Annotated in this window: 17 protein-coding genes and 2 pseudogenes; 10 read left to right on the forward strand and 9 right to left on the reverse strand. The window is 58.4% G+C overall.

The genetic code is table 11. From position 1 onward, the window contains the following. Both AWB74_RS29880 and AWB74_RS29885 read left to right on the forward strand, forming a co-directional pair. Positions 1-183 (forward strand): annotated as a pseudogene (locus AWB74_RS29880) (DNA polymerase Y family protein); the annotation flags it as partial. 14 nt (positions 184-197) lie between these two features. Further along, a complete protein-coding gene (locus AWB74_RS29885; protein ID WP_061150254.1) occupies positions 198-3,347 on the forward strand; it encodes an error-prone DNA polymerase in 3,150 nt (1,049 codons plus the stop codon). A 108-nt stretch (positions 3,348-3,455) separates the two neighbouring features. Here AWB74_RS29885 and AWB74_RS47000 read toward each other — a convergent pair whose 3' ends face one another. Further along, positions 3,456-3,989 carry a DUF2934 domain-containing protein gene (locus AWB74_RS47000; protein ID WP_235024727.1) on the reverse strand — a complete coding sequence of 178 codons (534 nt, stop codon included), beginning with the start codon at positions 3,987-3,989 and terminating at the stop codon, positions 3,456-3,458. A gap of 478 nt (positions 3,990-4,467) precedes the next feature. Here AWB74_RS47000 and ligD (AWB74_RS29895) point away from each other — a divergent pair, with 478 nt between their 5' ends. The 5 genes from ligD (AWB74_RS29895) (at position 4,468) to AWB74_RS29910 (ending at position 8,118) form a co-directional block, all read left to right on the forward strand. Beyond that, positions 4,468-6,360, forward strand: coding sequence for a DNA ligase D (ligD, locus tag AWB74_RS29895; protein WP_456061758.1), 1,893 nt, complete (start codon positions 4,468-4,470; stop codon positions 6,358-6,360). 20 nt (positions 6,361-6,380) lie between these two features. Then, positions 6,381-6,977 carry a non-homologous end-joining DNA ligase LigD gene (gene ligD / locus AWB74_RS49050; RefSeq protein WP_456061759.1) on the forward strand — a complete coding sequence of 199 codons (597 nt, stop codon included), beginning with the start codon at positions 6,381-6,383 and terminating at the stop codon, positions 6,975-6,977. Between the two features lie 190 nt (positions 6,978-7,167). After that, entirely contained in the window at positions 7,168-7,416 is a 249-nt protein-coding gene (locus tag AWB74_RS46505; protein WP_160110325.1) for a response regulator, read from the forward strand. A gap of 2 nt (positions 7,417-7,418) precedes the next feature. Further along, positions 7,419-7,655 carry a hypothetical protein gene (locus AWB74_RS29905; RefSeq protein WP_143749327.1) on the forward strand — a complete coding sequence of 79 codons (237 nt, stop codon included), beginning with the start codon at positions 7,419-7,421 and terminating at the stop codon, positions 7,653-7,655. A 148-nt stretch (positions 7,656-7,803) separates the two neighbouring features. After that, positions 7,804-8,118, forward strand: a complete 315-nt coding sequence (locus AWB74_RS29910) for a DUF4148 domain-containing protein (protein WP_061150258.1) — start codon at positions 7,804-7,806, stop codon at positions 8,116-8,118. Between the two features lie 739 nt (positions 8,119-8,857). Here the strand turns inward: AWB74_RS29910 and AWB74_RS29915 are convergent. From AWB74_RS29915 to AWB74_RS29950, 6 genes are all read right to left on the reverse strand, one after another. Continuing rightward, positions 8,858-9,046, reverse strand: coding sequence for a hypothetical protein (locus AWB74_RS29915; RefSeq protein ID WP_061150318.1), 189 nt, complete (start codon positions 9,044-9,046; stop codon positions 8,858-8,860). Between the two features lie 88 nt (positions 9,047-9,134). After that, entirely contained in the window at positions 9,135-9,482 is a 348-nt protein-coding gene (locus AWB74_RS29920) for an H-NS histone family protein (RefSeq protein ID WP_061150259.1), read from the reverse strand. A gap of 526 nt (positions 9,483-10,008) precedes the next feature. Beyond that, positions 10,009-10,359 carry a hypothetical protein gene (locus tag AWB74_RS29925; protein ID WP_061150260.1) on the reverse strand — a complete coding sequence of 117 codons (351 nt, stop codon included), beginning with the start codon at positions 10,357-10,359 and terminating at the stop codon, positions 10,009-10,011. 463 nt (positions 10,360-10,822) lie between these two features. Beyond that, complete coding sequence (locus tag AWB74_RS29935; RefSeq protein WP_061150262.1) at positions 10,823-11,194, reverse strand: type II toxin-antitoxin system VapC family toxin; 372 nt, start codon at positions 11,192-11,194, stop codon at positions 10,823-10,825. Continuing rightward, on the reverse strand, positions 11,191-11,388 hold the full coding sequence (locus AWB74_RS29940) for a type II toxin-antitoxin system VapB family antitoxin (RefSeq protein WP_087039287.1): 198 nt from the start codon (positions 11,386-11,388) through the stop codon (positions 11,191-11,193). The genes AWB74_RS29935 and AWB74_RS29940 overlap by 4 nt, the downstream gene beginning before the upstream one ends. 403 nt (positions 11,389-11,791) lie before the next feature. Then, a complete protein-coding gene (locus tag AWB74_RS29950) occupies positions 11,792-12,577 on the reverse strand; it encodes a hypothetical protein (protein ID WP_087039288.1) in 786 nt (261 codons plus the stop codon). Positions 12,578-12,817: 240 nt separating this feature from the next. Here AWB74_RS29950 and AWB74_RS29955 point away from each other — a divergent pair, with 240 nt between their 5' ends. The 3 genes from AWB74_RS29955 to AWB74_RS29965 are packed head-to-tail and all read left to right on the forward strand — an operon-like array spanning position 12,818 to position 18,525. Continuing rightward, on the forward strand, positions 12,818-14,194 hold the full coding sequence (locus AWB74_RS29955; RefSeq protein WP_061150263.1) for a site-specific integrase: 1,377 nt from the start codon (positions 12,818-12,820) through the stop codon (positions 14,192-14,194). Between the two features lie 3 nt (positions 14,195-14,197). Continuing rightward, positions 14,198-17,806 carry a VPA1269 family protein gene (locus tag AWB74_RS45805; protein WP_061150264.1) on the forward strand — a complete coding sequence of 1,203 codons (3,609 nt, stop codon included), beginning with the start codon at positions 14,198-14,200 and terminating at the stop codon, positions 17,804-17,806. A gap of 14 nt (positions 17,807-17,820) precedes the next feature. Beyond that, the gene (locus tag AWB74_RS29965) at positions 17,821-18,525 is read left to right on the forward strand and encodes a hypothetical protein (protein WP_061150265.1); all 705 of its coding nucleotides are present in this window, start codon (positions 17,821-17,823) and stop codon (positions 18,523-18,525) included. A 52-nt stretch (positions 18,526-18,577) separates the two neighbouring features. Here the strand turns inward: AWB74_RS29965 and AWB74_RS29970 are convergent. Then, positions 18,578-20,242 (reverse strand): annotated as a pseudogene (locus tag AWB74_RS29970) (phage integrase family protein); the annotation flags it as partial. Between the two features lie 261 nt (positions 20,243-20,503). Further along, positions 20,504-21,607: a phosphoadenosine phosphosulfate reductase domain-containing protein gene (locus tag AWB74_RS29975; protein ID WP_235024729.1), complete on the reverse strand. Its 1,104-nt coding sequence runs from the start codon at positions 21,605-21,607 to the stop codon at positions 20,504-20,506. Positions 21,608-21,616 lie beyond the last annotated feature (9 nt).

Genomic DNA, 21,616 nt, shown 5'->3' on the forward strand with positions numbered 1-21,616 from the left:
TCGCCACTCAAACTGGTCTGGACGGGCGAGCGCATTGAGGCCGGGTGGCACGATGGCGAACTGGTGACGCGCGACTATTACGTCGCGGAAGCCACCGATAAGAGCTGCTACTGGATCTACCGTGAACGACCGAGCGTGAAGACCGAAGAAGTTCGCTGGTTTCTTCATGGGCTCTTCGGATAATCGGTGGTGTCGCCGTGGATCTTTTCTCGTCGGCCCTGCCCGACTACGCGGAGCTGTTCGCGTTCACAAACTTTTCCTTTCTGCACGGCGCATCGCACGGCGAAGAGCTCGTGCTGCGCGCGTCGCAGCTTGGCTATTCGGGCCTGGCGATTACCGACGAATGCTCGCTAGCGGGTGTCGTGCGCGCACACGTCCAGGCGAAGGAAGAAAAGCTGCCGCTGATCATCGGCTCCTACTTCCGGCTCGTTCATGCGGACAAGAGTCCGGCGTTCGGTCTCATCCTGCTCGCGCAAAACCGCAACGGTTACGGAAACTTGTCCGAGCTGATCACGCTCGGCCGCATGCGTGCGGCGAAAGGCGAGTACCTGCTCACGCCGCACGATCTCTCGAAGCCCGATAAAGAGCACGCGCATCTGCGCGGCATGCCCGACTGCCTGGCGATCCTCGTGCCGGACTTTCCCGCGAAAGAAGATGCGCTCTCCGCGCAGGTCGAATGGCTCAACGAGACGTTTCCGGCTCGCGCATGGGTGGGCTTGATCCTGCATCAACGCGCGATGGATGACATTCATCGCGGCAGCGTCGAATACATCGCCGAGCAGCACCGCGTACCGGTCGTCGCGCTTGGCAACGTCGTGATGCACGTGCGCTCAAGAAAGCCGCTGCAAGATACGATGACGGCAATTCGCATTGGCAAACCCGTGGCCGCGTGTGGCTACGATCTTGCGCCCAACGCAGAGCAGCATTTGCGCTCGCGACTACGGCTCGCCAATCTGTATCCTGCCCATGCGATCGCACAGACGCTCAACATTTTGGAACGTTGCACGTTCTCGTTGGACGAACTGCGCTACGAGTATCCCGACGAACTCGTGCCCGAAGGCTTCACGCACGAGGCGTATCTGCGGCAGGAGACGTATATCGGCGCACACAAGCGCTTTCCGGCCGGCATCCCGCTTGAGGTGCAGCAGCAGATCGAGCATGAGCTGCAGCTGATCCGCGAGATGCGATACGAGGCCTACTTTCTCACGGTCTACGACATCGTGCGTTTCGCGCGCAGCCAGCACATCCTGTGTCAGGGTCGTGGGTCTGCGGCAAACAGCGCCGTCTGCTACTGCTTAGGCGTCACTGAAGTCGATCCCTCGCGCGGCAATATGCTGTTTGAGCGGTTCATCTCCAAAGAACGCGGAGAGCCGCCCGACATCGACGTGGACTTCGAGCATCAACGGCGTGAAGAAGTCATCCAGTACATCTATCGCAAGTACGGACGTGACCGTGCCGCCATCGCCGCGGCCGTCTCGACCTATCGGCCGCGTGGCGCGCTGCGCGAAACGGGCAAGGCGCTCGGCATCGATCCACAGATCGTCGACAAGGTCGCGAAGAGTCACCAGTGGTTTGATCACTCTCAGGACCTGTTGCGTCGCTTCGAGGAGTCCGGTCTCGATCCGGCCAACCCGCTCATTACGATGTGGGCGAAGCTCGCCGCCGAGATATTGAATTTTCCGCGACATCTGTCGCAGCACTCAGGTGGCTTCGTCATCAGCCGAGGCAAGCTCACGCGGCTCGTCCCCGTCGAGAATGCCGCGATGGCGGACCGGAGTGCGATTCAGTGGGATAAGGACGACCTCGAAGCGTTGGGGCTTCTGAAGATCGACGTGCTCGCGCTTGGCATGTTGTCGGCGATTCGCCGCGCGCTGGATATCGTCTCGGAGCAGCGCGGCGAGCGCTTCGAAATGCAGGACATTCCGCCAGAGGATGCTGAGACGTACGAGATGATCTCGCAGGCGGACACGGTCGGGGTGTTTCAGATCGAGTCACGCGCGCAGATGAGCATGTTGCCGCGCATGCAACCCCGCACCTTTTACGACCTTGTCATCGAAGTTGCGATCGTGCGCCCCGGCCCGATCCAGGGCGGCGCCGTGCATCCTTATCTTCGGCGGCGTCAGAAGATCGAGCCCGTCACCTACCCGAGCGCTGCGCTCGAGACCGCGCTCGGTCGCACGCTCGGTGTGCCAATCTTCCAGGAGCAGGTGATGCAGGTCGCCATTCTCGCGGCGGGTTTTACGCCGGGCGAGGCGGATCAACTGCGACGAGCGATGGCGGCCTGGAAACGCAAGGGCGGTCTGGAAAAGTACTACGACCGCATCGTCAACGGCATGCAGGAGCGCGGCTACGAAAAGTCGTTTGCTGAAGCCATCTTCGAGCAGATCAAAGGGTTCGGCGAATATGGATTTCCGGAAAGTCACGCAGCGAGCTTCGCCCTACTCGTGTATGCCAGCAGCTGGCTCAAATGCCACGAACCGGCTGCGTTCCTCACGGCGATGCTGAACTCGCAGCCGATGGGCTTCTACTCGCCGTCACAACTCGTGCAGGATGCGAAGCGTCACGGTGTCGAGGTGGTGCCAATCGACATCACGATCAGCGGCTGGGACTCGGTACTCGAGCGCCGCGTCGATCGTGCGAAATCCGTCGTTCGTCTCGGGTTGTCGTTGCTCAAGGGCATGCGTGACGGTGCGGCGGAGCGCATCGAGAATGCACGGGCCGTGAAGCCCTTCGTCAGTGTGAGCGACCTCGCGCGCCGTGCGCAGCTTGATCGGCATGACCTTCAGGTGCTCGCCGCAGCCAACGCGTTGCAATCGTTGGCGGGAAATCGAAGGGAAGCCTTATGGCAATCGGTCGCAGCAGTCCCCGACCGCGACATCCTCGCCGACAGCCGGATCGACGATGAGACGCCCGAACTTGGCGCACCGACCGAGGCCGAAGACATCGTCAGCGACTACAACGCGTCCGGGCTGACCTTGGGCCGGCATCCGCTTTCGCTTCTGCGCCCTGTCCTGCTGGAACACCGGCTCATGCCCGCCGCGACATTACGCACCTATCGCAACGGACGCCTGGCACGGGGTTGCGGACTCGTCACGGTAAGGCAAAGACCGGGCACCGCCAAGGGCGTCATGTTCGTGACCCTGGAAGACGAGACGGGCAATGTCAACGTGATCGTCTGGCCCTCGCTACTCGAGAAGCAACGAAAGGAGGCATTGGGCGCAGCGCTGCTCGCCGTGTATGGCACGTGGCAGTGCGAAGGCGAGGTCCGACACCTCGTTGCCCAGCGGCTGATCGACATGTCGCATCTGCTCGGCGGCCTGACGACCGTGAGTCGCAACTTTTGCTGAGGGTCGCCCCGTCCGCGTCGAGCCGCTCAAGCTGATTGGGTCGGTCCGGCCGTCGCCGCGGATCATCTCTTGTCTCTTCGTGCAGACCCGTCTGTCTCTTCGCGATTCTTACGGCGCTTCGCTTGTCTGCGCCTGTCCGGTGTCTCCTGTGATACGCCGCGACTTCTTTGGCTGTTTCGAAGCGGCTGCGGGCGCATCCGCCTTCTTCTTCACCTTCGCTTTTGCTTCGGTTTTCGTATTCGCCTTCTCATCGACCTTCGCATCGATCTTCGTATCGGCCTTGGTTTCGGGCTTGATATCGGTCTTCTTCTGACGCTCCCCCGTCATCTTGCGACTTTTCTCGCCGTTCTTTTCGCCGTTCGTTTCTCCGTTCGTTGCTGAGCCGTTTCCTCTGCCAACATTGGCCGGCACCGATCTGCCGACCTTCATCGTTGCGCTTCGCTTCGCTGGCTTTGACGTGGAAGCATCCGACGCAGTGGCGAGGCCGATCCCCGCGTTATCAGCCCCAGAAACGCGCTCACGCTCGAGTTGAACAATCGCCTCGCGCCAATAATGTTCAGCACGTCCAGACTGGCGACCCTCACCCTCCCACAAGAGATAGGCACGGACACGGATATCATCTGCAGATAGCGCAGTAGGCATTGGAGTCATCTCAAAAGTTGAAGTGCAGCAAACATAGCAGGTCATCATCCGATGCTCAACGCGGCGTCGCCGTCTGGAAACGGACGCGTTATGGCTCCCGTTCGTCCCGCCGTGAGCCAGCCGTCGCCGCTGCCGCCGAATGCTAAAAGGAATGCCCTTTGCTCCTTCCAACGATCTCGCGTGGAGCGCACCATGACTACGACGGATAAGGAACGGAGCCTCGACAGCCAAAATTCGGAGGATCTCATTGATAAATCGGTCGAGGACCTTTCCTCGCGAGCGCTCCTCTCGCGACGCGAGGCTCGATGCCCATCGAGACGGGCGACGGCGGCAGAGCGGACCCAGACGCAGGCCAAACATCGTCCTAGCCGAGCTGTAAGGCCCGACATTCGCCGTGCCTGCGAGCGCTGCTGTTGTTCAATCCGCGCGTCGCTGCGGGCAATGACCATCGGCCGCAGCCGCCCTGACTGATCGCCTCATGGCCTCGCCCCGCGACACCACCGCGCCTCCCCTCACCCGCTACCGGAAGAAGCGGGACTTTAGCATCACGCCCGAGCCGCCTGCGGCCACCACCGAAACTCCCGTCAGCCCACGCAAGCTCAGCTTCGTCGTGCAAAAACACTGGGCGAGCCGTCTGCACTACGATTTTCGCCTTGAACTGAACGGCGTACTGCTCTCGTGGGCCGTGCCGAAAGGCCCCTGCTACGACCCGAGCAAGAAACAGATGGCTGTGCATGTCGAGGATCACCCAGTCTCCTATGCGGGCTTCGAAGGCACGATCCCGCCTAAGCAATATGGCGCCGGCACGGTCATTGTGTGGGACCACGGAACGTGGGAGCCGATAGGCGATGCGAACAAAGGCATGGAGGTGGGCAAGCTCGTCTTTCGCCTCCAAGGCGAAAAGCTTGCCGGCTTATGGGAATTGGTGCGCATCTCCAAGCCGGGCGACAAGCAGGACCAGTGGATGTTGTTCAAGAAAAGAGACGAGTGGGCTCGCCCGCTCGGAGAATACGACGTTATCAAGGCCCTGCCGGATAGCGTCGTCGCGAATCCGCTCGGACTTCTCGAAGAACGCGAGCCGAAGACAACGGGACGCCCGCGCGCCAAAGAGCCGAAGATTGACTTATCCGCCGCAGTGCGGGCACCGCTACCGGCGAAACTCGAGCCGCAGCTTGCAACACTGGCGAGTGCGCTTCCTAAAAGCGGCGACTGGATCACCGAGATGAAGCTGGACGGCTATCGCCTGCTGGCTCGTATCGACAAGGGCCGAGTCAAGCTCTTCACGCGAAACGGACATGACTGGACCGCGAAGTTTCCGGCTCTGACCGCCGCGATCAAACTGCTCCCGGTGGTGAGCGCGTGGCTCGACGGCGAGATTGTCGTACTCAAAGACAGCATTCCGAGCTTCTCGGCACTTCAAAACGCGATTGACGGGCGAAACAACCAGGACATCGTGTTCTTCCTGTTCGATCTGATGTACCTGGACGGCGAAGATTTCAGGAAAGTGCCAGTGTGGGCGCGGCGAGCTCGACTGGCTACGGTTCTCGAAGACGCAGGAGAGCAACTCCTGTTCAGTCAGGATTTTGACGCACCGCCGGCCCAGGTGTTCCAAGCAGCTGCCGGGTTAGGGCTGGAAGGTCTTGTGCTCAAGCGACGCGATGCGCCGTATGAGTCGGGACGGACAGAGACGTGGTTGAAGGCAAAGGCCCGACTGAGGCAGGAGCTGGTGATCTGCGGCATGACCGGACGCGGCGGCAAATCCGGTGAGGTCGGCAGCCTGTTGCTTGGGTATTACGCGGGCGACAAACTGCATGACGCGGGAAGCGTCGGCACCGGATGGGACTCAAAGACCGCTCGAGATCTCTGGAAGCGACTTATCCCACTAGAGATCGACGCGGCGCCCTTCGACGTGCAGGTCACCAAGGCACGACGGTGGTCCAGACGCGCCGCCGGCAGCGAGCGGTGGCTAGAACCCACCATGGTCGCGGAGGTCGAGTTCGCCGAATGGACAGGCGACGGTGTGATACGACAGTCGTCGTTTAAAGGTCTGCGCCTCGATAAGCCCGCACGCAGCGTCGTCCGAGAGGGAGGAAAGACGCAACTGCCCGAGCCTTCGTTGTCGCTCAAAATCACACATCCGGAAAGAGTCATTGATGCGTCGGCGACGATCACCAAGGCTGATCTGGTTCGCTACTACGCGAGCGTCGGCGAGTGGATGTTGCCGCACCTGAAGGACCGGCCTGTCGCCTTGGTTCGCGCGCCGGAAGGCGTGGCGGGCAACCTGTTCTTCCAAAAGCATGCCGAGCGCACGGCGATGCCGGGCCTGACTGCGCACAATCGCAACTGTGGCCGAATCATCCGCCGTTGTTGACGGTCGATACGGCAGACGCCTTGCTGTCGGCCGCACAAATGAACACGATCGAATTTCATACGTGGAATTCAATCGTCCGTCAGCTCGACAAACCCGACCGGGTTGTGTTTGACCTTGATCCCGGCGAGGGCGTGAAATGGAAACACGTTCAGGAGGCGGCGCTGCTCGTTCGCACGCTGCTGTCAGAGCTGGACCTCAAGGCGTGGCTCAAGACAACCGGCGGCAAGGGTCTGCATGTGGTCGTACCGCTCGCTCCGGAGTTGAATTACCAGACGGTGAAGTCATTCTCGCAGGCGTTCGTCCGGCACCTTGCCAAGACGATCCCTGAGCGCTTCTCCGCGATCTCCGGACCTGCGAATCGTTTGGGCAAGGTCTACGTCGATTACCTGCGCAACGGGAAGGGCCAGACGACTGCAGCGGCGTTTTCGGCCCGCGCCCGGCCGGGCATGGGCGTTTCATTGCCGGTCGCATGGGAACAGCTCGCCGACCTGAAGAGCGGCGCACAGTGGAATGTCCAGACGGCGCGTGAATACCTCAGTTTTCAGTCGCGGGATCCTTGGGCGGATTTCTGGTCGACCGGACACTCTTTGTCGTCGGCGATCGACCGTCTCACTTGAGGGGAGGCCGGGCAAGTCGACGTGCACCATCGGCCACTGCAGTGCGATTTCGCAAATCCGTTCCAATCCGACGCACGCACACATTTCTGCCCCGTTGAAAAGATGGCATAGGCAAAGTCCGCCCCGCAAACAGCCGACGGCTTCCCGCCGCGACTTCGCTGTGATGTTCGATGGTTGGCATCTTCCATGCATGACCCCGTACTCGCATGCGGTCAAGATCGCAGCGTTGCTGGGGGACACCATGAAGATTCTTGTTCTGGACGACGATCGTGACTTTGCAACGGGTCTGGCCGCGCTCATCGAGCGGATGGGTCATGAACCGTCCGTCGCATACGAATGTAAGACCGCACGCGCACTCGCGGGCAGTCGGCTCTTCGATGTCATTCTGGCCGACGTTGAACTGCCCGATGGCGACGGCCGCCACACCTGCGACGGGTGAGAATGGAAGGGGCATCGCATGCGGCGTACATGGTCGCGATGACGGGTAGGTCGGATCTGGGCGACAATGACTTTCCGTCATTCGACGGGTATTTGCGCAAACCGGTCACCTACGATTTACTCGAGCGCATACTCGAAGAATGGCGAATGGCCGCCGGCCTAAGCCGGCGCCTGAAGGTAGACGTGGCCCATGTCACTCAGCAAGCAGGCGAAGAAGCCGAGCAACGGGCCATTACCTGAAGCAAGGGAGGGTAACAATGGCTGCCCGTTCGATCGCGTCGGTGACTTTGAGCTTCGGGCTCGTCTCAGCGCGCACCAAGGCCATGCTGCCACGCATTCGCACAAGGACAGTGAACTAGACCGTGGCGATTAACTGCAAACCGCTATCGTGAGCAGAACTTCTATAAAGCTATCGCTCTCTCTTGCCCTTGCGTGCCTGCTCTCGGGGTGCGTAGTCGGCGGCATGCCGCCCCCTCCAGGAAGGCATCTCACCGACCTCGAGTGTCGCGACCTGGCCGCACTGAAGACGAATAAAAGCCCCACGATGGCCGAGCATCAGGTCGAGTTGGGCGCGCTTCGAAAAGCGGGTTACGACCCATCTCCCTTTTGGGACGACCCCTACTATCCCGAGGACCTGCAGTACGCGCAGCGCCTCGTCGACTACTGGTTCCAGACGGAATGCGTGCCAACACGATCGCAGTGACGCCAAAGAGCGACGCTGACTCACCGCAACGATCAAATCGCCGGAAAAGCCAAAAAGCGAAGCCCCGACCGATGATCGGCCGGGGCTCGCTCTACAGCTGTTTTTCGAACTTCGACAACGACGTCTTTCGGATCTCGTCTCACTGCGACGCTCTTCCTGGAAGAGCGGGCTCCTCGCTAAATCACAACTTCTTCCCGTAATGACCAATGCCCAAAAACGGAGCGACAAGACTGAGGCGCTGCAAATGACAACCGGAAGTCCGGATAGGTATGAAGTTGAGCCGGAACGCTCGGTGACTGTCCGTTGCAACGCGTGGTCAGTTCATCGCCACGGAAAGAAGTGTACGTGGATTGCGGCTCGTGCAATTCCACGAAAAGCGCATCGAATCACGCTCTGTTCTCTCGAAAGAATCGCTGGATAGCGGCCGATGGCGGGCGCTGTCTGAAGGATTCGATGGGGGTTGCTTCGCTATCGATTGATCACAGTCCGACGACTCACTTTATGCACATCGTCGCTCTGCAGCCTTTTGTCCTTCTCAAGCGCCTCGAAGGTTTGCCCAATCGGTAGCACTGCGCGGTAGAACTGCACGACTTGCTACGCTGCTTGCCCGTTCACGGGCGGACGGCTCACGAGCGTCGCGAGTTGAGGGGCGTTTGACTCTGGAAGCTCGCCACCGGATTGAGCGCTTGAGTGTGCGGAACCTTTGCCATGGGTGCTCTGGACGAGGCTCGACGCGCTCTCAGAACCCCACACCTACGCCGACGCCCACACCGGAACCGAAACTACCTCCGCCCACGCCAATGCCGACGCTGGGACCCGGTGCGTAGTAGCCAGGGCCGTATGCGGGGTCGCCGTAACCGTACGGCGGAGCGGCGACGCATCCGGAGAACGCTACCGCAAGCATAAAAATGCCGAAGAGCTTGAGCATGATCATCTCCTGTGCTGACCAGTCCAGCAAGTCCTGATCCCGTTGCGCGCCCGTGAGGTTTCTCGGACTCGACAATTCAATGCGTCACTCAGCGCAAGTCTGGGAACAGCGCCGCCTGAAGCTGCTGGCGAGCATTGCCGCCTTGGGCGGTGAGGAACCGGTCGCGATCTTGCCCAACGATCCATTGCGGCGCTCGCCCCCGGCCGCTCCATGTCGCGCCACTCACTGGGTCGCGATACTTTGGATGAACGTCCAATCGTAGCTCGGCCGAGCTACGGCCCGTGAGTTCGCTTAGGCTGATGTCGTATTCGCGCATTTTCTGAACGATGTCGATCAGCACAAGTCTCGTCTCCCTCGCGCGCGGCTCAGCGATTGCTGGATCTAATTCGGCTTGCTTCTGTAGAAGCTGTGAGAACTCGGAAGTGTTGTTGGCCATTGCAATTACGAAAAAAGTTGACGCCTATGCGACTGCTATTTCCGAACTCTTCCGGGTTGTACACCGAAGCCCGCTAGTCCTTCGAAACCTTTCGTGGACGCTTCGCACGTAGAAAGCCGGAAGCGAAGCCGGCCGTTGCACAAACAAGACCGACCAGAGGACTGTTCCTACATTCGCTTTCATGTCTGGGCTGCTCGCCGACAGTTCGATGGCGAAGCCGACTGCCGATACGACCGGAAAAAGCCCAAAAAGGGCCAGTCGAGTGCATAACATTGCTCAATTTCCCTAACCGCCTCACTCGGTACGGCGCATGCTTGATCTAAGCGCCGGTATCGGACAGAAAACAGAGGTGAACCCGATATTTGACGAAAAGACTCGCGATGGAGAGATTGCTCGCGCCCCAAATATGGCGCGTCACACGTTTTAAGTCCTTCCTGGCGCGCATGTTGGTGTCCTATAGCTTCAGGGACGCTTACCGTCAGAGGCTCGAGTGTCGTCGTGCCCGCTGTCTAGGGCGCATCTGCATTCAGGAGAATTTGCTCGTCGAGTAGTTCTCGAAATCCGCAACGAACTGCATAGTAAGCCCGGCTGCCAACATCGCTTTTCGGCCTGATGCAACAGCCCTCTGAAACGCGAGTGCTCCGAGACAAAGGTCGAAAAGCAGGAGGATAGGCAGGACTGTCTGCGTCCATTGCAGAGCGTCGGGAAGGTCCGCCCCGACTTGCATCAGCGAACTTGTTATGAGCGCGCTGCCGCATCCAAAGACGGCTGCCGCGCCGGCCCCGAGCCAAAATCGCCGTCGCCGCTTTCGAGCGTCCACATAAAGCGCGATCGCCTCCCATTGCGGCTTCGTAAAAGTATTCTCATCGATCTGCATTAGCCCAGCTTCCTATAGATCAAACGTCCCGCTTGACCTCAGCGATGAGCGCGAATACGAAGATCACCACGGCAAGGCCGAAGCCGATCGCCCCGCCTATGCCACCGGCTTTTGAAACGTCAATCGTGGCGTAGTGCATCTCAACGGCGCAAAGATTTATTGCCTGCCCCACCAGAAGCCCACAAAGACCAAGGGCGCCGGAGAGGACTCCAACCAGAGCAGCAAGCCCGAAGATACGTAGCAGATTGTCGTTCCAAGCTATGTCGATTTCTATCTCTGTTCTCCCTGTCGGCGGGTCCCGCCGTGCAGCCCGACGCTGCGGTACGCCCGCAGAGCGGTTGCTGCAGTCAAGTTGGACATGGTTCGTTTTCCGTGGTCTATTCCAGGCTCTTGACGCCTGCAATGCCTCGTTCGAGGTCCGCAATGTTCTGAATCGCAGCGGTGTACGAAACGTAGCACGTTGTCAGTGGCCAAGCACTGCGCCAAGGCCGAGTTCATCAGCTACGTTTTTCAGGCGCTTATCACGCGTCCAAACCGTGACGCCGGGCTGGAGGCGTGCGGACGCTAGCAGCGACGTATCCACATATCCGATGCCACGATTGAACAAATCTTCCCGCTCGATAAGAAAAAAAATCTCTTGCGGCGTCGCAACGGGTGCGCTCGGCAAATCGAGCAGCGCGCCGAGCACCACTTGACGATTCCGCAAACTGCCCAGGGAGATTTCGCCGATCACATACGGGTGAGCCAGCACACGCTCATCCGCTAGAAGGGCGGTGAGCACAGGATCGGACGCGCTAATGTGGTCGATCCAGATCGACGTATCAACGAGAATCATGCAACTTCCTGTCGGCGACGAGGTGCGCCAGTGATGCCCGGCTCGCTTCCCCCGAGATTCGCAAGTCGCTTTGCGGCTTCTCGCTGAATCAGCGCCTTCAGCGCTTCACGCACGAGCGCAGTTTTCTCTTCTATGCCTGTATAGGCCTGAGCCTTGGCGATCAAGTCATCATCAAGCGCAATGGTAGTTCGCACGGCAGGCTCCTATAGTAGGCACACATTTTAGCATCAAATGATGCTAAACACATGCGCCCATTCGCGTGCTGCTATGGGTTAGAACCCGCAGGGGAGCGGAAACGGCTCGGCGTGCATTTGCCTCGACTGAATCGAGTTGCAGGAACGATCGCGCTTCGTCGGTGCTCTTGCACGAGAGCCAGTCTTCTTATTCCGTCGGCGGGATGATGACAACGGACCGCTTCTCAGCCCTAGGCCTATGAAACCGTTTCATCAGTGGATGATCGTCGGCGTTGCACGTCCTCAAATTGCTTGGCGCGCAGCCGGGAGAGACACTCCCCGCGCCCAACTTCGACGATTTCGATCTCAGAAAAAAAAGCGTCCCGGGGTTTAGTCCGGGACGCGTGCGAAAGTACGTGCGCGGCTACGCCGCTTCTGCAAAAAGATTGAGTTGCATCGGGTCGTACCCGAGCAATTTCGCATGGTCAGCATCGCCAGTCGCATTCGCAACGAGATGCACATCGAGCTCGGCCGGCGTCAAATTCAGACGCTGCGCGAGCCTCGCGAAGTACTGCCCGCGCTTGGCCATGTCCTGATACCGCTGCGCCATGCCAGTCGGCAGCTTCACGATGCCCTCGTTCAACCAGAAATGCGCCGAGTCGATTGCATGCCGATGCTGCGTGTCCAGCATGAAAGCCGTGTCGTAGGTGCAGGTGACGAACAAGCACGCCGCTTCGGCATCCACCTCGAACTGCGAGGCTTCCTCGAAATATACCGTCTGTTCACCGCCCGTCGTCCTGGCATATCGTCCAGGGCGACCCGGATGCCGGTACGGGTTCCACTGCTCGGCATCGAACGAGCGCAATCCAGTCACAGGCGCTTCCTTGTCGTACTGACCGACTGCGTACCAGCCGTGAAGAACGATGTCCGTCTTCGGAAGTGGTGCGAGCGTCGGAGTCGGATAGCGACGCCCCAATACATTGACGTCGTGCCAAATCGCAAGCGCGGGAAACGCGTGCGGCGCGTAGTGATGCATCGAAAGAAAGAAATCGATTGCCACCAACTGCTGCGGCGTCACGAACTCGAACTGCGGCTCGCAGAGCCGCCGATTCTCTTCCGTGTACGGAATCGCCCCCGTCGCCACCGCACCGGAATGAGCTTCTGCGCGGTCGCGCTCGGCCGCGTCGATACTGCAGAGCTTCCTGAGCAAATCGACTCTTATACGACCCTATTTGGTTATACCGATTGGCAAGTTTTTTCTTGCTGAAATCTAGTCGGTCGGCTCTGATCGAGATACAGTACCGCTCCGCTGTAGCCCTTGCCTTCCATGCCTCAACACCGCTGTTGGTCCATCAAGTACATCCACACTCGCGAGTTCCCGAAATCTCGATTTCCGCTGGTCTTCCTAAATGGGCGACCCTCGTACGTCGTCAATCAATGGATATCCCACATGATTCGAAACGGCGTCGGTCAGTCCTTGATGCAGGAACGTATAAGAGCAGTTCTTCACCTTTGTGACTATTGTTCGTGGCGGTATGGCGAGGAGCAGCTAAGTTCCGAGTCGAAGGAGAGGCTGATCTCCGACTTTCTGGAAGCAAAGCAAAGAGGTATGGGCGACGGCACATCAGACGAAGCCTCAGGACTTGGCTGGAAGCCTGCGAATCGGCATAACCTAGAACGTTACCTTGCCGGCATTAATGCATTTGACGAATGGCAAGCGACCTACCATCTCGCGCGGCGTCTTAATCCATTCGAGTCGGTGGTCCTTGATGTCGTGCAATCACACACGCTGTTCAAAAGCAGAGAGAAGTGGGATCTCCTACTGCATCTGTTCCCGTCGCGCACCCTGACACAGCGCCAGCACACGCACCAGCTTCCTGCTCTGCACAAGCGCCACGTAGGGAAGCGCCGCGCAATGGGAAAAGTATTCCCACTCGAAGCATTCGTGGATCTTGTCGAACAATGCACGAATCCACGCGACAAAATGCTCTACCTGCAACTGTTCGGACTCGGCATGCGGGGATCGGAAGTCTTGCATCTCTACCTTGAAGATATTTTCGGCGTTTCTCCGCTAGGGGAAGCACGCGTGCGCCTAGATGATCCAGAGACCGGCGAATGGCGATGGATCGACGCCAGAGGTATTCGTCATCGCGGAAATCGAACGGCTTACCTTGAACAGGAATGGGCAAACGAAGACTTTAGAACGCGCGTTCCCCAACTCCACTGTTTGAGACCACGCACTCTTTATGGCCGCAGGGGCGGAATGCACGCTGGGTTCAAAGGAATGTCCTTCCACTTCGACGACTCCGCCTCACCGGAGTTGTTTGGCCACGAAGCCATCTGGATCGACCCCCGTTTGGGCGTGTACTACCTAACCTGCATGAACGAGTATCTGCAAGAAAACTTCCACGGAAAACCGCCTCGATGGCCGTTTCACCCATGGCTCTACATTCAGCTCGACCGACGTGGCCACGGCCTGCCTATGACCATTCCGGCACTTCGAAAAATGTGGGCCCGCGACATGCGTCGGGTGAAGCTCGATCACTTGGGTCTTGGGGTTCATTCGCTCCGACACCTTGCCGGTTACTACTGCGCCAGCGTTTTGCAACACCCTCTCGCGACCACGCAAGCACTCCTTCGACATGCGAGCCAACTCAGTACCGAGACCTACTATCACCTGTCAGCAGACGCGGTGCGAGATCAGCTCAACCGCGCTGTAGCCAGCTCCCTTCAACGCGCGGGCGCCGTCAAGCCTGAAGCGCGCTTACGTCGACCGGTACTCGAACTGCCCGAGCACTGGGCGCCCCGTTTCGCTCCTTTAAAATAGTTCATGCCCGGCTTCACGAAATTCATTCCATTCGATGTAACGACTGACCAGCGACATCTCACAGTTGCTACCGGCTTCTGGTCGAAGAAGGAGCTGCTGCTAAATACATGCGCCGATGCCGTATTGCTTGAACCGCAATTGGATATCACATCGGTCATCAAATTCCTCAACGAGCAATATGAGAAGCGCCTTCGTCCTTCGGTGGCGCACCGCGTCGAGCGGTGTCTGGAGCTTACTAACGGCAACTTCGCAAACATGCTCGTTAAAAACTCCACCTTCCGGAACAAGTTCCGTTCGAGCGACCTGCACGGGTTCAAGGATAAGCGCTTTCGCAACGCTTATCACCAGGTGATGTGGTCAAAGGTCCTCGATTATTTGGAGGAGACATATCCCGGCGAGCCGTCGTTGCAGAAGGACGCCGTCATCGACGTGATCGTCGAATCACATCGGTTAGGTGACGGCATGCCGATCAATATGAAAGGTGACGCCATATCCTGGCTCCATCTAGGACTTCCGCACTTCCGCAAAGTTTTGCATAGTAGCCGGTCGTTTGGGGAACTCGTTCGAAACCTAGGTACGTTGAGGCAGTTCACATGGAACTACCACTCCAAAAGCAGGGAATGGGCACTAGATCGAAACAAAGAAGTTCTTCATGCATATCGCGATCTCCAACTGCCCTTCGCGGAGATGCGCAATCCTACCGAGGCTTTACATGGGCTCGCGCTTTCTAATTCTTGCACTCTCGCGCTTGTTCTTCTCGCGCACCATGAGTATGTTCTTCTCCCCACCTCCGCTTCGTTTTACCTTGTTTCAGCGTGCAACCTAATTGATCCAACGTGGGGTTGGAAAACGTTGCTGCCGACGCAACGTATTCATTTGTCGACCGTATTAACTTCGTCGACAGTGCGCAGTGTGTACGACATTCCTGAAAACGTTCGACAATGGTTAGAGGACTGCCGGTTCGGCGAGGCGACTCACGGCTTGTTCAAGTCAATGCTGACAAAAGCTCAAGCGGCGGATCCACAACTACCGCCGTGGCCCATGGCGGAGCTCCATGGCCTCAAGCGTAAAGTGAGAAACGGGATTGAAGGACGGTGGTCTCATGGAAGCATCTCCCGGAAATTCGGTCCAGCTTGGGCGAGGTTTGCCGAGATCCGCTTCAACGCGGCGCACACCAGCCCAGCTCACGACGGTGCTGCATATAGACATCTTCTTCCTTGGGCAGCTGAGCGAAGCTTCGTCTCACCAACAGACATCGAGCCGACCGACCTTGACGACCCGTTCGATCCAACGCGAACTGACACGTTCAGAGCCTATCTCGTCCGACCAGAGAACCTGAATAAGACGACAGGGAAGCCACCTGTCTCAGCATGGACGGCGCCCGCGTTGGCGTTCACGGTGGTATGCAATGCATTGAAACTTCGCCCCGACTCGACAATTCCACTGAAGGCCAATCCTTTCGCTCCGCTGGGGAACCCGTTCCGACTTATCAAACCTTCGAAAGCGGTCCGGCACAGGCTTCCCACCGCGATTCATGAAGCAATGATTGACGTCCTGCTCGATTGCGATGCAGATGGCGTGCCGACCTACCGCTGGGCTCGCGAGGGCCCCGCAGCCTTCGACCTCTTCGAATGGTTTGGCCCCGATGGTACGTCACCCGCCGAGACCGTATGGTGCCCATCTCGTTGCGCGATGCTTGCGCTGCTTCTCATGATCCCTATACGCGGCAAGCAGGCACGCTGGCTCGACCGTGGATTAATGGATCAGCGCATCTGGAACATAGACCGACACGTTTATGAAGAGAATCGACATCCTCTCGCGTCGTGGAGATATCCCGACGGAGATACCCATGAAGAGCGATTCGGTCGCCCGAGCGGCGTGCTGCAACCAATCTCCGACTCCGTGCTCAACGTTCATGAGATTGGTCTGTTCGTCAACACGAACAAAACCCAAATGTGGGATCCGCTGAACCGCAGGGGATACGAAATCCCATGGCCTCACACGATGCATGAAGGCGAAGAGCAGGAGGCGCAAACGGCGGCCCGATGGCTAAACCGGCCCTACGAAGTACTGTTCCAGCAAATCAAGTGGATAGACAAGTACGCGCCCAATCCGTTGCCTGTGTCGTTTATGGACGCTGCTATCGAGCAAAAGCACGTGAACAAGAGGTTTGCAGAACGTCTTCCGATGATCACACCAGTGTTTGCCGACCTCTCACAAGATACCTATCGAAATGATGCGGCTCACACCCGCGTTCACGTTCCCTGTCAGGCAGCGAAAATGTATAAGCTCTTCAATGCGCTTTCGATCGAAGTCGAGAGGCGTCTTGCAGCGGAGGGGCGGCCGGTCACGACTACGTCTCCGAGCAGTTCATCACTCGGGTATCAAGGGCGCGCAAGCCTGTACCAAATTCATGGACTGCGCGTGGCAGGTATCTCGCGGCTTATAGAGATGGGCGTCCCGGTTAGCATCGTTCAGGAGTTCATCGCTGGTCACGCGACGGCAGTGATGACGCTCTACTACGCTAAGGCAGAGCGAGCGGCTCTGAAGGAGAAGCTCACCGCGGCATTTAATGCTAAGGGTATCGTCGAAAGCTGGGACAGCCTTCGCCCAGCTCTCTCTTCAGCAACCGCTTTGTGGGTTGGTAACCCTCGCTACCGAACTATCAGAAGCGAAAGCCTGATGGAGCAATACGCCGGATGGCGCACAGTTCCTGGTGGTATCTGTCCGCTAGGCGGGACTGCGTGCCAGATTGGCGGAGTGAGATCCGGTGGTGCGCTTGATCTCAACCTTGAAAAGTACGAGCCCGTCAATGGTGGGTGCGGTAACTGCCGGTTCTTCAGTACTGGGCCCGCGTTCTTGATACAACAAGCGCAGGCGATGAACGAACTCAGGCTAGAGCTTCGCATGCACGGCCGGTCCCGGAAAGCGTTATACGAACATCTGTCCGAACTCGCGTGGAACGATACGGATCAGCTTCAGGTGGACGCACGTCGTAGACTTGCGTTCGATCGACAGGTCGTAAAGGAGCAGATCGCAAGCATCGATCAGCGTTGCGAGCCGCTGGTGTTGGAGTGGTTCAACCGTTACATGATGTTTGAGGAATCGTCGAAGTTGTTAGACCAATGGAAGCAGTTTGAGAAGGAGCATCGAAGCAATGACAGACCGCTGGTGCTACTGGCTGCAGCGGATAAACAACATATCGCAAGCGAGATCGATGTACGACTCGAACGTGGTAGTGAGTTCGCCTTGGTGCGAGGGATATTGGAATCCGCGAACATACAAGGGGGGCTTGCTCGCGCCTCTCAACTGTCCAAGGACCGTTGTTGCGAGTTCATGGACAAAATTCTGCGCCACGAAGCGTCAGAACATCTGCTCATGGACATTCCCGACGCGTCCAAGCGGTACGAAGCGGCGTGGCTTATGGCGAACATGGTTGAACAACTCGCCGGATCGACAGCCGTGCAAGCCTGCATCGATGACGACACTCCGCTACCCATTCGCGAAGAGCGACGTACTGAGTTTCGCGAATGGGCCAGTCATATTGTGGGAGAAGCCGTCCAGAAAGATCGTCGAATTAAGAGAAGCGGAAACTCGCTCTCGGCCGCATGAGATCAGGACCTGATATGTTGATCGAAAGCGCGGATCAAATTTACGGCCGGTTGATGTCCGAACTCGGCCCCAAGGCTCGTGCGAGCCTTGAGCGAATTCGGCAGGCCTGTGACAGCATCGAAGTCGTTAGAGGCCTCATGAACTACAGTCGCGTCGCTGCGGCAACGACAGAGCGCTTCGGCGGTCCTAAGAAGCAAACCATCCAAAACAACCGTCAGCTCAAGGCGTACATCTCGCGTCGCATTCACGAATACAGTCTGGTAACGAAGCGCGTGTCTGAAGGGGTTGCCTCGACCGTAGGCGCCGCACGTGCACAATACCCGTCGACTGATATCGATGCGAAGACGCGCGCCTACATAGACTTGCTCAGGGCTGACAACAAGCGCCTGCACGATGAAAATCTCCATCTGGGGCGGTTGCTTGAGCAGCAGACCGAGGCCTCGCCGATTTCTATAGACGATGCGATCCGGTCTGGTCCGTCCGAAGAACTCGCGCTTCAGATCTCGACGTCCTCTGACCAACGATTGCCGCCATCAGTAAACGAACTTCTTCGACTGCTTCATTCGAGTCGCGACGAGAGATTGGAGGTCCAATCGCGCAATGATGATTCCACGCGGCTCACAAGCCTTAAGAACGGCATCGAACATGTGCTGCTTACTCCAGCACAGTGGAGCGAGGCCAGAACGTGGATGGCGCATATGTTGAAGGAGAGAGAATAGGTTCATTGCACCAAGATCTGTTGGCCGTCAAAGCGGGCCAAGATCTGGCAACGCCAAACGCAGCCGTTATCTGCTGAACACGCGTCGTCTCATCACTGTGCACGTATATTGATGTTGTTGAGATAGACGCGTGTCGAAGATTATCGCGCACGGTAGTGAGTTCGGCGCCGTGCGCAAGCCCGTAGGTCGCGTGCGTATGCCGCATCCAGTGCGGGCTCGCGCGCCGCAACTTCCCTGCAAGTATTGTGTGATCAGCTTCGATCAGATGGGCCGCCTGGTGGAAGAATCGCCGCAATATAGCCCACAGTCGCTCACCGCTGATAGGCTCGACCGATTGGCCATTAAGACGTCCAATAATTAAAGTCTCGGCACGCCACCGCTCCGGCGCCACGGGCAGTCCTCTTGCGAGCAAGTACTGCGTTAGCGCGCCCCACGCCAAAGGCGGTAAGACAACCTTGTCTCTCTTGCCTCCCTTCCCAGTCACCATCAACCAGTGTTCGCCCCTCGCGTTGCTTCTGATGTGCCCGAGGGTCGCTCCCACCAGTTCGCTTGACCGTAGTCCTGTCGCGAATCCGAAATCGAGTAGGAAACGCAGACGCTGTGCCGCGGATGTCTGCCACCCGTTGGACCATTCGATACCGTCCGCTAACGTTCTGAGCAACATCCATTCGCCCGTGGTGAAAGCCCGAGCCGTGTCGATCGAGTTCGAACGCGCACCCCTGCGAACCCTCACTCCTGAGAAGGGATTCGCAACCACGTACCGCTGTTCGATGAGCCACCGAAATAAGCCTGCGAGGATGGCGATCGCCTGCGCGATCGATCGGTCCGACAAGCTACCTTCGAACGGTCGCCAGTCTGGAGATCTGCGAGATCTCGTTGGTCCAACCCATCGGTCGCGCGGTACCGGCCGTCGAAGAAACGAACGAAACGCTATGGCATCCTCGGTAGTGAGCGAAGATAGCGCTCGTTGACGCTCGACAACGGCCCATAGGATTAGACGCTCGGCCTCCTTCCGATAGGTGCGCTGCGTCGCCGAGGATTCGTGCAGCGAAATCCATGCTTGCACAGCTTCATAGTCATTGCTCGCGTCGAGAACACACGTTGGCAACGGTGCTCTGAAGGTTCTAAATGACCCGTCCAATTCCCTCGGCAGGTAGAGATGTTCCCAAGGGGTGATGCGACTGCCCCGCTCCGCAGCAATCAGCGCACGAGCACGCTCAGTAAGGCACGGATGTTCTGCGAAGAACATCTCGATTCTCCGGGCGCTTTCTATCCCCAGCCCAGGGATCACCGTCCACCATTGCCTGCGTCTGGGAATACGCACAGTCAAGTCCGCGAGCGTGCGGATCCCAAACGCATGCAGTACGCGCGCCGATCTCTGAGACAGCCACTGCTCCACTCGATCAGTAATCTGTGGTGAAGCGATTGGCGCATGACGCAGAGCATCTATGGCTGACGCGATCGCCTTCGCCCGGTGCGTACGTCCGACGGACGGATGCATGATCAGTGGGATTAGGTCGGTTCGGCCCACATGTAGGGCGAAGGCAGCGAGTGCGCGCCGAATCTCACCCAACACACCTCGCGCCGAGCGCCCCTGCCGTACGGCGTCTGGCAAGAAGCGAACGACTGCCGCACGGGAGCTGAAGCCGCCGAACCAAGCGCGCAGGGCCGCAAGTGAGTCAGCATCCGGAAACGCGACGGACGTCGAGCCGCTCATGGAGGCTCCCTTGAATTCGATGAAGCGCAGTTTGCTCCAGAATCGGCGCTATTGCGATCAAAACTCTTATCTGAATGTCGTGAGGCGTCGACCAGTGATATCGAACGCGTGCATCGCCGGTACGAACGGGCTCTGTGGACAGAGGTGAGCTTTTACGGGTGGACGCCGATCGGCACGATTGTTAATTGCGGACCGCGACGGTTAGGATGTGTCTCCCACGTGACAGGTACAAGTGTCTGTCGAAATCGGGATATATACCGTTCACCACGCCCAGTACCGCCGCCTGCTCGCACTTGAGTTTGTACGTCGTTCACGGCAATCGGTATAGCGGCTCGGTGCAACAACGACTCGCGTCGCCAAACTATAGGTGTCTGCCTGGATGCGCGTGTAGCCCGCATCGCTCAGCGTTCGTCCAACCAACTCCCGGCGCGACATGTCCCACTGGATCGCGAGCAGATAGTTGCGAAAGTCGTTGAGCGGACGAAGATGCCCGTACTGCTCATCTTCGATCATCGCTTCGAGCGACTTGTCGCGATCACCGGCAACACAACAAAACGCGCAGCCGAAACGGCTTTGACACGCAGCACGCGCTCCTGACTCACCCAATACCACGCCGCAGGTTCCGCGGTTGCCGGCGCGGTAGATCTCCGACAGCCGGTGGATCGTGGCAGGCAACAGGGGCGAAGCAAGCGGCAAGCTTGTCGGATTGGCCAAGAGTGCAAGCATCGTCCAGACATCATCGGACGACCAATCAGCAAGGGGGCTCAGAGTCAGGCCACCGCCTCGATTCCGAACCGCAACATAGGCCGAGTCTTTCCGCTCTTCCATTGCTATGGATCGCGAAGTACTTTCGTCCTTGCGCAGCCCAAGCACAGTGATGACTTCGCGAGCGCCCTCGGTTCCCGCGCGGCGTTCGAGCAGCGTCCGCAAGCGTCCTCCTGGCCTAACTCTCCAGCTGTCGGCGCACGCACGCGTGCGTCTGCCGTCGCGCACACCATTCTCTGGGGTACGCACTAACGTCCCACGGCCAATCGTTGAAACCACGAACTGACTCGCGAGCGACGGCTTCGTCACATGGATCTCGACCGGCAACGCCGACTCCTCAATGTACATATGTAGTTCATCGAGGACCGAATGCAGGAAGTTAGCGATGGTCGGATTTTCAATTGTCGTGTCCGCCGATTGGATGTGGTGGTGGCTGATCGACGACCGGTTGGCACGTCGGATCGCTTCGAGCATCAGAACTAAGGTGCAAGTGCTGTCTTTACCGCCGCTATACCCGCAGCTCAGGCTATAGCCTTGATCGACGTAGCGCTGCATGACGTTGATCGCGGCGTCCATCTTCAAGAGAATTTCCTTTTCCATCCTTGCGCT

The sequence above is a fragment of the Caballeronia arvi genome, assembly GCF_001544695.2.
In the GTDB taxonomy this organism is placed as follows: domain Bacteria; phylum Pseudomonadota; class Gammaproteobacteria; order Burkholderiales; family Burkholderiaceae; genus Caballeronia; species Caballeronia arvi.